The 14944-nt window shown below is 34.5% G+C and carries 15 protein-coding genes; 14 read left to right on the forward strand and 1 reads right to left on the reverse strand.

Annotation, left to right across the window (positions count from 1 at the left end):
* Positions 1-82 precede the first annotated feature (82 nt).
* The gene (locus CCC31_RS10055) at positions 83-844 is read right to left on the reverse strand and encodes a GNAT family N-acetyltransferase (RefSeq protein ID WP_022087992.1); all 762 of its coding nucleotides are present in this window, start codon (positions 842-844) and stop codon (positions 83-85) included.
* A 170-nt stretch (positions 845-1014) separates the two neighbouring features.
* Here CCC31_RS10055 and CCC31_RS10060 point away from each other — a divergent pair, with 170 nt between their 5' ends.
* The 14 genes from CCC31_RS10060 to CCC31_RS10125 all read left to right on the forward strand — a co-directional run bounded on the left by CCC31_RS10060 (position 1015) and on the right by CCC31_RS10125 (position 14915).
* Positions 1015-1872, forward strand: coding sequence for a deoxyribonuclease IV (locus CCC31_RS10060; RefSeq protein ID WP_290851317.1), 858 nt, complete (start codon positions 1015-1017; stop codon positions 1870-1872).
* Positions 1873-1995: 123 nt separating this feature from the next.
* Positions 1996-2943, forward strand: a complete 948-nt coding sequence (locus CCC31_RS10065) for an AEC family transporter (protein WP_290851319.1) — start codon at positions 1996-1998, stop codon at positions 2941-2943.
* Between the two features lie 98 nt (positions 2944-3041).
* Entirely contained in the window at positions 3042-4826 is a 1785-nt protein-coding gene (gene pepF, locus CCC31_RS10070; protein ID WP_290851321.1) for an oligoendopeptidase F, read from the forward strand.
* Positions 4827-4833: 7 nt separating this feature from the next.
* Positions 4834-5493 carry an HAD family phosphatase gene (locus CCC31_RS10075; protein ID WP_243003043.1) on the forward strand — a complete coding sequence of 220 codons (660 nt, stop codon included), beginning with the start codon at positions 4834-4836 and terminating at the stop codon, positions 5491-5493.
* A gap of 164 nt (positions 5494-5657) precedes the next feature.
* The gene (locus tag CCC31_RS10080) at positions 5658-5885 is read left to right on the forward strand and encodes a hypothetical protein (protein WP_290851324.1); all 228 of its coding nucleotides are present in this window, start codon (positions 5658-5660) and stop codon (positions 5883-5885) included.
* Positions 5886-6094: 209 nt separating this feature from the next.
* Entirely contained in the window at positions 6095-6514 is a 420-nt protein-coding gene (locus CCC31_RS10085) for a hypothetical protein (protein ID WP_290851326.1), read from the forward strand.
* A 24-nt stretch (positions 6515-6538) separates the two neighbouring features.
* Positions 6539-6763, forward strand: a complete 225-nt coding sequence (locus CCC31_RS10090; RefSeq protein WP_278407327.1) for a hypothetical protein — start codon at positions 6539-6541, stop codon at positions 6761-6763.
* Positions 6764-6784: 21 nt separating this feature from the next.
* Positions 6785-7036, forward strand: a complete 252-nt coding sequence (locus CCC31_RS10095; RefSeq protein WP_290851330.1) for a hypothetical protein — start codon at positions 6785-6787, stop codon at positions 7034-7036.
* A gap of 14 nt (positions 7037-7050) precedes the next feature.
* On the forward strand, positions 7051-7179 hold the full coding sequence (locus CCC31_RS10100) for a hypothetical protein (RefSeq protein WP_290851331.1): 129 nt from the start codon (positions 7051-7053) through the stop codon (positions 7177-7179).
* A gap of 32 nt (positions 7180-7211) precedes the next feature.
* The gene (locus CCC31_RS10105) at positions 7212-7400 is read left to right on the forward strand and encodes a hypothetical protein (RefSeq protein WP_178515475.1); all 189 of its coding nucleotides are present in this window, start codon (positions 7212-7214) and stop codon (positions 7398-7400) included.
* Positions 7401-7969: 569 nt separating this feature from the next.
* On the forward strand, positions 7970-9145 hold the full coding sequence (locus CCC31_RS10110) for a CAP domain-containing protein (RefSeq protein ID WP_290851334.1): 1176 nt from the start codon (positions 7970-7972) through the stop codon (positions 9143-9145).
* Positions 9146-9271: 126 nt separating this feature from the next.
* Entirely contained in the window at positions 9272-13537 is a 4266-nt protein-coding gene (locus tag CCC31_RS10115; protein WP_290851336.1) for a SpaA isopeptide-forming pilin-related protein, read from the forward strand.
* A gap of 76 nt (positions 13538-13613) precedes the next feature.
* Entirely contained in the window at positions 13614-14558 is a 945-nt protein-coding gene (locus CCC31_RS10120) for a hypothetical protein (protein ID WP_290851338.1), read from the forward strand.
* Between the two features lie 129 nt (positions 14559-14687).
* Positions 14688-14915: a hypothetical protein gene (locus CCC31_RS10125; protein WP_178515485.1), complete on the forward strand. Its 228-nt coding sequence runs from the start codon at positions 14688-14690 to the stop codon at positions 14913-14915.
* Positions 14916-14944 lie beyond the last annotated feature (29 nt).

Genomic DNA, 14944 nt, shown 5'->3' on the forward strand with positions numbered 1-14944 from the left:
CTGAAAATTGAAAGTGATACAAATACGAAGCTCTTTTTATTCCTCAAAAAATGGGGAAAACTAAGCTTGCTTTCTTATTTTATTATAAATTAAGACAATAGTAATCAAGACTTGAATCGACAACAAATCCCATCGACTGATAAAGGCGGAATGCAGGTATATTACTTTTAGTAACGTGAAGAATTATTTTGTCAATATTTATTTCGTCTAAATAACCTAACAGACAGTTAATTAAGTGTGCACCAAGTCCAAGTCCACGATATTTTTTTATAATTTCAACTTCACTTAAAATACAATAGGAATCATTTATTAAAGTTATTGAGCATGAACCGACAAAAAAGTCGTCTTTAAAAAATGCACATTGTTGCGCACCTTTACCTGATTCTGTTATATCTATGTCAAATTCAGAAGGATAAATGATTAAATTTTTCAAATTTAAAGACATTTTACATTCTGTATCTGAGTATCTGAAATTATTTTTTCTCAAAACTTCAGCTGCATTTTTGCAATGAGCAGGAAGCGGAAATGAAAGATTGATATTTTTATATTCTTCTTTAACAGCAGTTAATAATTGAGAAAAAATTCCGTTGTTACGATAGGCAGGCAGAACAAAACCACATACATCAAAGTTTTGCCTGTCGATTCCGGAAAGACAAATAAATCCTAATATATTATTGCTGTCATCACTAAAATAAAAAAATCCCGGGTGACCAAATAAATAAGAGTCATCCTCCTCGTAAAAAAAGGAATATTTTTTCGAATCATTCTGACAACAAATGGATACAATATTTTTTAGTACATCCATATGGTCAGAACGGACAGTTTTTTCAATTGTTAAACCCATAAAAATCCTCCCAACAACTGTTTCCAATAAAACTATTGTATCACATTTTGGAGAATTTTAGAGATAAAATATTGGAAGTAATGGAGATTAAATATATTACAGATGTGGTCAAGTATGAATGTTTGTAGTAAAATATCAAATGGACTGATTAAAAATGAGAGGAAAGTAAAATGATACGTATTGGATCCCATGTTGGAATGAATGGTAAAGAAATGATGCTTGGTTCTGCAAAGGAAGCAGCTTCATATGGTGCAAATGTGTTTATGGCTTACACAGGTGCTCCGCAAAATACAAGAAGAAAAGAAATAAGTGAATTAAATATTGATAAAGCCTGGGAATATATGGATGAACATGGAATAGATGAAGTGGTAATTCACGCACCGTATATTATTAATCTGGCAAATACAGTTAAACCTGAAACTTATGAATTAGCTGTAGAGTTTCTCGCAAAAGAGATTGAAAGAGCACAGGCGATGAGGGCAAAAAGCATGGTGCTTCATCCGGGTTCTCACGTTGGAGCAGGAGTAGACGCAGGAATTAACAAAATTATCGAAGGTTTAAATGAAGTACTTACGAGTGATACTAAGATAAATATTGCACTTGAAACAATGGCAGGAAAGGGCAGTGAAATCGGAAGAAATTTTGAAGAACTTGCAAGAATTTATGATGGCGTAAAATACAATGATAAATTAAGAGTGTGCTTTGATACATGCCATGTAAATGACAGTGGATATGATTTGGTAAATGATTTAAGTGCGACTTTAGAAAAATTTGACAAGATAATCGGAACAGACCAGATTGCGGTATTTCATATAAATGACAGCAAAAATGAACTTGGAGCAGGTAAAGACAGACATGAAAATATCGGCAAAGGTTGTATTGGCTTTGAAACATTGCACAAAATAGTTCATTTGCCTGAATTTGAGAGTGTTCCTAAAATTTTGGAAACTCCATATATTAAAGATGAAAATGACAGTAAGAACTCATATCCTCCATACAAGGAAGAAATAGCGATGCTTCGCAAGTGATTTCATATTTTTATCATAAATAAGATTGATAATATGATGATAGGTAAATCAAAGGCAACTATACATCTTACGATAACAGCCATTCATCATAAATGCTTAAATGATTACTAAGGAGACAAAATAATGAGTAATTTGATATACAGCCTCAACGCTACAGTTCCTGTATTTTTGGTAATTGTAGTAGGATATGTTTTGAAAAAAATTGGCTGGATAACACCTGAATTTATAAAGGTCGCAAATAAAATAAACTTTAAAGTTACATTGCCATGCCTTTTGATACAGGATTTAATGAATACAGATTTTAGACAGGAATTTGATGGCAAATATATTTTGTATTGCATGATAGTGACATCACTATGTTTTTTCGCAACATGGGCGCTTGCAAAAGCATTCCTAAAAGATAAAAGTCTTGTTCCGGAATTCGTGCAGGGTTCATTTAGGGGAAGTGCGGCAGTGCTTGGAACGGCATTTGTATTAAATATGTATGGTGACACAGGAATGGTTCCGCTTATGATTATTGGGGCAGTTCCTCTTTATAACATATATTCTGTAATAGTGCTTACAATAGAAAGCCCAAGAAGAGAAGAAATTGAAGGCTCACCTGTCAAAAATACAATAAAAGGTATTGCTACAAATCCAATTATTATAGGTATTGTAGTAGGATTGCTGCTTTCAATTTTCAGAGTAGATTTCCCACTTATGATAGATAATACTATTGGGAATATAGCAAAAATGGCAACACCTTTAGCTTTGCTTGCGATTGGCGGCTCATTTGAATTTTCAAATGCATTAAAGAAAATGGGACCGGCAGTTACAGGTTCAGCCATAAAACTTGTAATTATGGCTGCTGTATTTTTACCTGTTGCAGTGTGGCTTGGTTACAGAGATGCTAAGTTAATGGCATTAGTAATAATGTTAGGTTCACCAACAACGCCAAGTTGTTACATAATGGCAAAAAATATGAAGTGTGATGGAACTCTTACAAGCAGTATGGTAGTAATAACTACTATGATGTCAGCATTTACAATAACATTAATTGTTTTTGTATTGCGTACATTAGGATATTTGTAGAAGAAAACACAATGAACAAAGTTTATTTTTATAAAGGTTTCTGATGATTAGCTGCCGACTTAAAGAAGAGGCAATAAATATTTTAGGAGGAACAGAATATGAAGAGAATAGAGCAAAAAGTAGAAGATACATGGTGTCTTGAAGATATGTTTGAAAGTGATGATTTCTGGGAGGAGGAATTTGGAAGACTCCAGAGAATGATTTTTCAGTATGAAGATTTTGAAGGCACACTAGGAGAAAGTGCAGACAGTCTTCTTGAATATCTTAAATTCAATGATGAAACAAATTTGCTAATGGAGCGTTTATATGTTTATGCAAATATGAGATATCATCAGGATATGGCAAACAGCATGTATCAGGAATTTGCTGCCAGAGCACAGAAATTAATGGTGGAGATGAGTGGCGCAAGTGCATTTGCTGAACCTGAAATATTAGAAATAACAACAGAAAAAATAAATGTATTTTTTAATGAAAATCCTGAACTTGAAACTTATAAGAGATACATTAGTGAAATTTTAAGAGGTAAAAATCATACTCTTGATAAAAAGACAGAGACAATCCTTGCAAAAAGCAGACAGATGGCAAATGCAGCGGAAAATATTTTTTCAATGTACAACGGAGCTGATATTAAATTCCCTTCAATTACAACGGGGGAAGGGGAAGAGATAGAAATTACCCACGGAAATTTTGTGCCATTGTTGGAAAGTGTGGACAGGGAAGTGAGAAAAGCAGCATTTGAAGGTGTATATGAAACTTATGGTAAGATGAGAAATACATTAGCTGCTACATTTGCAGCAAATTTGGATCAGGCAAATTTTTATGCACAGGTTAGAAACTTTTCATCAGCAAGAGAAATGTATCTGTATGGAAGCAATATTCCTGAAAGTGTGTATGATAATTTAATAGAAACAGTTCACAAAAATATGGATAAGATGCATAAGTATGTATCTCTTAGAAAAAAGATTTTGGATGTTTCAGAACTTCATATGTATGATTTGTATACTCCGATTGCTAAGGCACCGGATACAAAATATTCATTTGAGGCAGCAAAGGATATCGTGTTAGAAGGCTTAGCTCCTATGGGAGAAGAATATATTAAAGTATTAGAAGAAGGATTTGACAACAGATGGATTGACGTGTATGAAAATGAAGGCAAAAGAAGTGGAGCTTATTCATGGGGCGCTTACGGAACACATCCATATGTTCTTATGAATTATCATGGAACATTAGATCATGTATTTACTTTGGCACATGAAATGGGACATGCTATACATTCTTATTATTCAGACGCAAATCAGCCGTATGTAAATGCCGGATATAAGATTTTCGTGGCAGAAGTTGCATCAACATGTAACGAATCGCTTCTTATACAGCATTTGCTTAAAATTACTGAAGATGAAGAAGAAAAAACTTATTTGATAAATCATTTTCTTGAACAGTTTAAGGGAACATTATATAGACAGACAATGTTTGCTGAATTTGAAAAAATTGCCCATAGCATGGTACAAAATGGTGAGGGTGTAACAGCAGACAGACTTTGTGGAATATATTACAATCTTAATAAAGAATATTTTGGAGATGACATTGTAATAGATAAGGAAATTGAACTTGAATGGGCAAGGATTCCACATTTTTACAATCCATTTTATGTATATCAGTATGCGACAGGGTTATCAGCAGCAATTGCGTTATCAAAGCGTATATTAGAGGAAGGAAAGCCGGCAGTTGAGGATTACATGAAATTCCTTACAGGCGGAAGTTCACAGGATCCGATTGAGTTGTTAAAGATAGCGGGCGTTGACATGACAAGCTCAGAACCGATAGAGACAGCACTTGAATTATTTGGAAATTTATTAGAGGAACTTCAGAAAATAACAAATTAGGAGATTTATGAACAAAGAAAAATTCAGATTAGACATGCAGGGCGCTATATTTGACCTGGATGGAACTTTATTTGACTCAATGTGGGTATGGAATCAGGTAGATTTAGATTTCTTAGGTAAAAGGGGATTTGAAGTGCCTGACGATTATACAAAAGCAATAGCACATATGGATGCACATCGCACGGCAAGATACACAATAGACCGATTTGGGTTAAGTGAAGATATAGACGACATTGTAAATGAATGGTTTGAAATGGCAAAAGATAAATATGCTTATGATGTAATTTGCAAACAGGGAGCGTATGAGTACGTTGAAAAATTGCACAATCAAGGCGTAAAGATAGCCATTGCCACTTCATCAGATAAAGTTTTATTTGAAAAGACATTAGAACGTACAGGCTTAAATAAATTCATAGATGCAGTTGTAATGGTAAAGGAAGTGAACAAAGGCAAATCCCATCCTGATGTGTATTTGGAGGCGGCCAGAAGGCTTGGCACAAATCCATGCGATACGGTTGTGTATGAAGATATACTTGCAGGAATTCTTGGAGCAAAAAAAGGCGGCTTTAAGACAGCAGCAGTATATGAGGAACGCTCAAAAGAAGATGAAAAAGAAATATTAAAAGAATGTGATTATTACATAGATAGTTTTATAAATTTTTTGTAAAATAGAATATGAAACTAATTTAAATAGTTAAAATAATGATTAAGAACAATAGTAATAGTAAAAATAGGAAACAAAATGAACGAAGTTCATTTTCTATAAATGTTTTCGACGAATAGCCGTCGACCGAAAGGCGGGGGCAATACATATTATATAGGAGGTAGAATATGAATCCGGCAGCATTGTTTAAAATAAAAGGAGCTTGGCAGAAGTTTTCAAATAATCACCCAAGATTAGTACCGTTTTTGAATGCAGCAAATGCAAAAGGAATAACACCTGACACTATAATTGAAGTTAAAATTACTTACCCTGACGGACAGAATTTAACTACAAATGTAAAGATAAAACAGGAAGATTTGGATTTGTTTGCACAGATAAGTGAAATGACGAGATAAGAATAAAAAAGTCGAAAAAGTTGAGAAAACGTGAAGATTATAATTAAATGCAAATAGTACTAGAAATAGTACTGTTTGCATTTATTTTTTTTGCAATTAAGCGAAAAAAACTGTACAAATTCTAAACAGTTCAGGATAGCAACAGAAGTTAAAAAGGATGAGGAAAGACAGGGTGACAACTTTGTCCCCTAATTTGAGTGGTGACAGAAATGAGAAAAATTAAGTATTTTGACAGCGACCTATCAATTGAGGAATATATAAAAATACAAATAGTTAGAAATGATGGAATTAGGAGTTTGGTGTATAGACAAGATTTGGTTGATGAATGTAAGGCAAGAAATATTCAAACTAAAGCTACATCAACAAAGGAGCAGCTTGTGGAGTTGTTAGTTAGTAATGGAGTTACCTATAAAGAGCTAGCAAATAGATACAAAATTGGTGTAACAAGTAAAGCTTATCAGGATATGTTTGGAATAACTCATAATCAGGTAAAGAAGCTGGAAAAGAAGAAAGTCATTGATGTAGTTGGTCAATATGAGTTTAGAGCTTATGGTCGAAATCTAAAAGCACCTTTATATGATATATACCAATTTGCTTCTATACCGGAAGAAGTTATTAAAAATATTTAAAAGATTAGAAAGAGAGGTTTTTCGATGAATACAGTAATCAAGGGTACAAAGACAGTAGAAGAATTTAAGAAGCTCCGTTCTCTCATGGAGCAGAGAGCAACGGAATGTTATCAGAATCACAAGCAAGTCTTTGAAGATTGGAAAGAGGGAGAGATACAAAAGGTCTGGATTGATAAAGACGGAAATCTTTGTATTGAGTATGATAGTGGTAACTGGTGGCACTACAACGACAAAGGAGAATGGTGGTAGAAATGAATAGAGGTAATACATATGAAAAACAAAATTAATAAAGCAATGAAAGTTTTAAAAGTTGTATTGAATATTTTCATGTGGACGTGTGGAATGGTATTCATATTATTTCTTTTTTATGATACTGATTCCGAAGAGACCGCAATGCTGATACATAGCACATTTGGATATTTCATTACATTTTTGATTGTTTACGCTTTGTACAGAATGGCGAAAAAATTAATTTTTCACATAGATACTATGAATAAAGAAAGTAACAGTAAGGAAGTTTGAAAAGGGAATAAAGAATGAGCGAAGAACAGTTCAGGGAACTAAAAAGAAAATGTGTGCCGGTAATGGTAGTTACTTTAACGATGGTAATTGCAACATTAATGATATTCATTATCATATTAAGAATGATGTTGTTAAGGTGCTGATTATATAAATAAATTTAAAGGAGGCGACATATATGCCAAGAGCAAGAATATCATACGAACAGAGAGTAATAATCGAGGACATGAGAAAAAACGGATATAAGGCTAAGGACATATGTGAAGCCATTGGAATAAGTTCTTATGACTATCAGAGAGAACTTATTTTAGGTTTTACGGAAGATAAGAAATACAGTGCGATGAAGGCACAGATGTCACTAAAATAGGAGGCTGAAATGGAAAACGAGAAGATGACAGCAAAGGAACTATATGAGGCAATGATTGAAGGTAAACTTGAATACACGATAGATTACAGTGTCCTCAAAAAGAAGAAAAAGAAAAAAAGAAAAAAATAATATGAAACGCACATTGAAAACAGAATACGTATGAATTGTTTAATTACTGAAATCTTTACCTATTATTTGACTACAAAATATATTATAATTGGATAACAGAAATTATTAAAATTCAAATTGAAACAATAGTGAACTTAGACGGGGAACTGAAGGGGCGATATATCGGCTGCCGGAATACATATGAAGGGAGCTGATGCCAATGGTTACATATGGAGATTTATTCAACTTTGTAATTATGCTTTGCACTGTTATTACACTTGTATTAGCTATCATTAATGCAAAAAAATAACGCCCCTGTCTGGCAATGATGTGGGACGTTACTTTTTGTAACCAAACAATCAACCGACGGCTAGGTTTTCACCCAGCTTTCAGTTCTCTGTTTAAGTTCATTATAACACAACGATTTGAATTTTCAACCGATAATGAAGAGGAGGGATTACATGAAAAGGTTAAAACACGTAATGGCAGGAATTGCTTTTACATTTGCAGTAGGATTGATGCTAAGCTGTCAGGTAAAGGCAGAAACAACTATAGACTTAAATGGAAACAAGGTTGAGGTTTCAGTTTGGACCAAACAGACTTCGATGAAAGATGGAAGCTACAAGATCATATCATCAGAAGCAGGAACAATTGCTTACTTCGATAAGGATGGAAACTTGTTAAAGGTAGAAAATAAGTCTACCGGGAAAATCATCCTGAACAACATAAAAGAACCGGAAACAACCACAAAACAGGTTGAAACTAAGGTTGCAGATAAGATCACGATGCAAAAAGTAAAGAAGCTTAAGAAAAAAACAAAGTATTCTTATTATAAGGGTGTTAAGTCAATCAAGAAGAATGGTAAGCCAAATTGGGGCAAGATTAAGTATCAGTATGGAATCAAGCTTATATGGAGCAAGGTAAAGAATGCAAAGGGCTATGAGGTATACAGATACGAAAATGCTAAAGGTTGCTGGACCAAAATTAAGACAGTCAAAAAACCAACTTATACTCTTACAAATATGCTTGAAGGTGAAAAGGTTAAAATAAAAGTAAGAGCATATAAGAAAACAAAAAATGGAAATGAATATGGAAAGTATTCAGATGTTTTGAGTTTTACAACAAAGAATATGTATACCAAGATATACAAAAATGGAAAGACAAAAGGATTTTTCAGTAAATGGGCATCGGAAGATGCATTTGTCATTCAAAACGATATGCGAGTTAAAGTTGGTGCAAAACCATTAAAGTGGAGCGACAGAATATATGAAATAGCATCTCTTAGAGCATACATGATGGCAACAAAAGATGGGTTAACTCATAAGGGATTGGATAGAGATATAAAGTCAATATTTACTAAATATAAAGTTAAAGATAATAAATTAAAAGAAGATAAGTATTGGAAATTAGATATGTTAGCAGAAAATGTGGCAGGGGCATTTAAAACACCAAAAACAGTAGTAGCAAGTTGGAAAAATAGTAAAAGGCATTATAAAAATATGGTAAATGAAGATTATAATACAGGAGCTATAGCAGTGTATAGAGTATATGATTTTAAAAAAAATCATATGACAAAATGGTGTTCAGATTTTTCAGATTATTCAGATTATGATTATCTTTTCAATGAAGTAATGTAAATAAAATAATTAATAAAGACAGTTCATACGTAAATGTATGGACTGTTTTTTTATACATTAAGTTAAAACAGATGTTAAATATCTTTGGATATATGACATAAATAAAAACACAGGAGGTTATTAAAAGTGAAAAAGAAGAAACTCTTAAACAGATTGTTGTCTGCTTTATTGGCAGTAATAATGGTCATAGGTTTAATTCCAATGGGTTCAGTTACAGTCAAGGCAGAAACAAAGAACGCAACACTGTCTAATCTGGGGACACTGGGAACAGTGAAGATTGGCAGTAAGTCAGAAAGCGGCACATGGTATCAGACCGAAGTCGAAGGAACCCCGGTGTTCTGCTTGGATTTGGGAAAGGCATGCCATGCAGGCGATGTCTATGAAAGCAGTGATGCTACATATTCAAGCAACAGTAAAAATGAAAAAAAGGCCTTGGAGGCAAAGATTGGTCACTGGTATTCAGTAACAAAAAAAGAAGCTACGAAGGCATGGGTTTATGCACAGGCACTCATGTGGGCTTGTGAAGAAGGACAGACTTCTGAAAAAAATCTTACTAATGTAATAAGTCAGGTAAGAAAAAATACCGGATACTATGACAGCAAGAGTGCTGCGGCTTTATACGATGAAATCTTTAAGATATCAGCTACTGTTTCCTGCAAGATTAAGATATGGAAATATGGCGGAAGCGGAGAGTACAGACAGGTTTTAATGGAAATTGAATCAGGAAATCAGCCTGAATACAAATACGAAAAAATCAATGACACCTTGGTTTATCGTCAGAGAATTACCATTGATAAGACAGATGAAGACGGTAACCCGGTATCACAGGTTCCGTTTGAAGTTACGGCACAGAACTACAAGGAACTGTATGACTACAAGGTTAACGGCTGGGGAGATGCCGAAACCGGAGATGCAGATGGAGAAAGCGTGTTTAGCTCTGTAGCTGAGACGGATTCAAGCGGAAGAATAACATATAAGTTTAATTATCAGATACAGAGTAAGAATTACGGATATGTAAAGGCTTCTGATTTGGAATCAATGACTGCTGATGATAAAAAAGACATTAAGAATAAGATGGATGACAAAAACATAAATTATTCATCTGACCTTACAAAAGCGGGGGCTGAAAAGCTGGTAAAGGATGACCTTGATGCACAGATGAAGAAAATCAGCAATCAATATGCAGTCAAGGAAGTTGGTGCCGGAAGTGATGACATGCTTGTCAATTCCGAGTATGCAAATGGAAAGATAATCACAATCGAATCTGCAGGAAGCTGGACTAAGGTTAACGGTTCATGGCCAGAAACAGCAGATAAAACTTATGCAGATTATGGTAAGGCAACAAAACTTGGAATTGTAAATAAGTACAAGAAGGCAACTATTGTTGTAAATAAAAAAGTTGAAAACACGTCTGATAATACAGCTCATGGAGATGTGTCTGTTGACGGAGCAGTTTACAGAATGTACACTGATGCAGCATGCACAAATCCGGTTACAACAGTTTATGATGCAAACGGAAATGCAAAGGCAGCATCTGATTACACAATCAAGAATGGAACACTTGAAACTGATTACATAAGAACAAAGGACACGGTTTACCTGAAGGAAATTCAGGCGCCTGTTGGATTTTTCCTTGATCCGACAGTTCATCAGATTAAGGTGGATGGTTCACAGTTCGATGTTGAATACAAGGCAAAGGCAGTTATTGAGGATTCTTACGAAAGTGAGAAAAAGGGATTCTTTGAAGTGTACAAGATGTCATCTGACGGTTCTACAGGACCTGCAGATTTTGAAGAGGGAGCAGAGTTCCAAATTTATCTTAGATCAAATGGAAGCTATGACAAGTGCAAGGATGACGAGCATTCAACACTTACAATTGATAAAAAGGGAAGTGCAAAGACTGCATCAGCTTTGGCTTATGGTACGTACGTGCTTCATCAGACAAAGACAGGTGCAAAGGACACTGAAAAGATTGATGACCAAATCATTGAAATTGGTAAGGACATCACAAGTGAGGGACTTAATTACAAAACATATACATATCTCTATAACAACAAACCATTTGAGGCATACTTAAAGGTTGTTAAAAAGGATGGAGACACAGACAAGACAGTACTTAAGGCAAACACAAAGTATCAGATTTACAAGGTTAACAAGGATGGAAGCGAGACAAAGGTTGTACAACAGTATTCAAATGGAAACAAGCTTGTAGACATTGACACATTCGTTACAGATGAATCCGGAGAAATAATGACAGTCAAGGCTCTTAAAAGCGGACAGTACAAGATTTACGAAATTGACAGTGCATCAGGGCTTGTCATTAAGGATGAATTTATTGACGTAACAATTGGAAGTGGCAATCCAAATTATACATCATGGACTGATTCAGAAGGCAACAGTCACGCACTTGTGACAGTACATTATGTAAATAAGGAAGCAAAGGGAAAACTAACACTTACTAAAACAGGTGAAGTATTAAAGAGCTTTAACAAGGATGTTTCAAATCCTGAAAACAATAAGTTTGTATTTAAGACAGATTATTTGAAAGGACAGAAATTTACAATTTATGCTGCAGAGGACATAGTAACGCAGGATAATCAGGGAACAAACTGGTTTGATAAGGGCGAAAAGGTGGCAACGGTAACAACCGGAAACGGAGCAGAATTTACAAAGCAGTGCAGCGACATCACAACTTCAACAGTTGATGATGAAACCGGAGCAGTAACTATATATCTTCCACTTGGTAAGTATACAGTGAAGGAAGAAGAAACACTTTATGGTTATGTAATTCCTGACAAGAATACATGGGACATTGAATTTAAGTGGAATGATGCAAAGACAGATGTTGTTAGCAATTCAACAAAAGACACAGACAAGGAAGGCAATCTTAACATTAAGAATGAAAGAGCAAAGGCTGATGTTGAAATTAACAAGAAGGACATGACAGCAGACCTTGGAGTGGCAGACACAGTATTTAATTTTTACACAAAGAATGACATTTATAATGCTGATGGTGAATTGCTTCTTAAGGCAGATGAACTCGTAACAACAGTAAAAACAGACAAGAATGGTAAGGCTGCCATCAATACGGATCTTCCAATTATGAGTGAGGGATACAACAAGGCAGAAGACAAGACAGGTCTTAATAGCGGTGATTATTACTTTGTAGAAGACAAAATTTCAAACAGTTACTACATTGACAAGACACCTGTAGACATTCACTTGGAATACAAGGATGCAAAAACCGTAAAAATCAAGGCAGAGGCAAAGAAACTTAATAAGGCTACAGAAGTCAACCTGTCAAAGGTAAAACTTACAGATAATACAGAACTTGCAGGAGCATCACTTAAGATTACGGATGAAGCAGGCAATGAAATAATTTCATGGATTAGTGGAAATGCTGATTCAATAAAGATTACTGACAAGGCATATGAACTTGGTTATAGAAACTTAAGAGCTGAAATGCTCAATGGAAATCTTGTTGTTAACGGATTGCTTCAGAACAAGACTTATCAGATGACTGAAACAAGACCGGCAGACGGTTTTGTTTCAGCAGAAAGCATTAAGTTTAAGCTTACGGAGGGAAATGTTAACGGAGAAGCCACAACTGTAGTGACAGTGATTGGAAATGACGGAAATGAAAGCGTTCAGCCTGAAAACAAGGTAATCATGAAGGATGACACAACAAAGGTAAGCTTTTCAAAAACTGCAATTACAGGAAGCAGGGAGCTTCCGGGATGTGACTTAAAGATTATCGATGAAAACGGCAATGTCATTGAAAAATGGATATCAACAAAGAAACCGCACGTAATTGATGGAAAGCTTGTTGCAGGAAAGACTTATAAGTTTACTGAAACAAGACCAAAAGATGGTTATGCAACAGCGAAAAGCATTAAGTTTACCGTAAGTGACACAGGAGAGATTCAGAAAGTCAGAATGAAGGATGACACTATTAAGGTTGAAGTTCTAAAAACTGACAAGAAAGACAAGAATAAAAAGCTGAAAGATGCAGAGTTCACATTTAAGCTTGACGGTAAAAAAGTAGCAACAATTAAGACTAATAAAGAAGGAATAGCCAAGTTATACGGCAAGCTGATTGCAGGCAAGACTTATGAAGTTGAAGAAACAAAGGCACCGGATGGCTGGAAGATAAACCCCGCATTTAAATTTAAGGTTAAAGATACAGGCAAGGTTCAGATAATAAAGGTATCTGATGAAAGAAGTGGTGATGCAACACCTAATACGCCAAACTGGAGAGATTCAGGAGCAAAGTCACCACAGACTGGTGATTTTAGTAATCCGCTATTCTGGATTACATTATTCCTTCTTTCTTTTGTGGGAATTGTAATTTCAAGATACAAGATACGTAAAAAAAATGAAGAAGCAAACTAAATTAAGGATTATATCTTTTTTTTCACTTTTGTTTATGTTGTCGTTTTCGGTTTCCGTTTTTGCGGAGACCGAGACGGTGACTAAGATTGAAACATATAAGAGCAATGATAAGAATGAAAAAAGAGAGAATGAAAAACAGTTTAGCAAGGATGGAATTAAGTACAAATTCCTAGATGAAACATACGAGATTGTTAATCAGGAAGATAATTTTAACAACGAAATTAAGACTTTAACGATTAACAAGGAAACAAGAAGCAAGACATATTCACCTAAAAAGAAGATTAAGAAAAATGACATTACTTATAAGCTTAAAAATGTGGAAAACAGCGTTAGAACAGTCAAAAAGAAAAATGGTAGAAAGGTGACGGGTTATCTTTCGTTCGATTCCAAGAATGAGGCTTTGAGTGCACCGACAACAAGAGTATTTAGCGCAAATGGAGCCACGGCAAAATGCAAGAAAAAGAACATGGTAAAGGAAAAGGCTGCAAGCTGGCAAAGCAGTTGGATAGACTTTACATTTACATCATCAGACAAGGATTACTATGAATGGAATGGACATGAAATTGATGGAAAATCCAAAAATCCATTAAAGGGATATGATGATGAAATTCTAAAAAGCATTAACGTGGATAAGAGTAACTATAAAATTGGTGATACTTATTGGAAGGGTTCGGCACACAAAAAGAATGGCATTTACACAAGAAAACTCCGGGTGGAAGTTAAGAAAAAAGTGCCACATTACAGGGTTAATTATGAAGGCTATTCAGATGATGAAACAGAGGACATAATAACTTACAAACTTACATATGAGGGAACAGTACAGATTAAGACCGGGACTACATATGACATTAAAAAAACAGCTTACTATGAAAAAGTTCCTGAATCTAAAAAAACGGTCAAGGAAGTTCTCATTAGCATCGGAGTAATGATTCTTGAAATTTCTTTTGTGGGAATATTATTCATTGTCTTTTTTAAGAAAGGTAATGAAATAAAACAAAAAAATATAATTAAGAAAAAGTAACAGCGTAAATGTAAAACATTTATGCATGGCAACTGATAACATTTTTTATATGTCAATTAATATATATCACGAAAAAACTTTTGTTAAATGGCATTAACTAAAACAAAGAAGAGAAAGAGGAATTTATAAATGGATAAATTTGCAGAAAACATAAAAAATTTATTGAGTGCATGTACACCTTATGCATGGCTTCTTCCGGTTATTGGATTGGCAATAATCGGAATCGCAATGGCAATACCAAGTGAAAAGACAAAGGAATTTGCTAAAAGTCACTGGGGTGGAGTAATCATTGGAACAATAATATTTGCAGGATGCATATACATTGGTAACTGGATATTTGGAAAGATTTCATTTTAATTTAGATGAAAAAATACATTCTTCTGCCA

Source organism: Eubacterium sp. LMAG:50 (genome assembly GCF_008680265.1).
Lineage (GTDB): Bacteria > Bacillota > Clostridia > Lachnospirales > Lachnospiraceae > Eubacterium_U > Eubacterium_U album.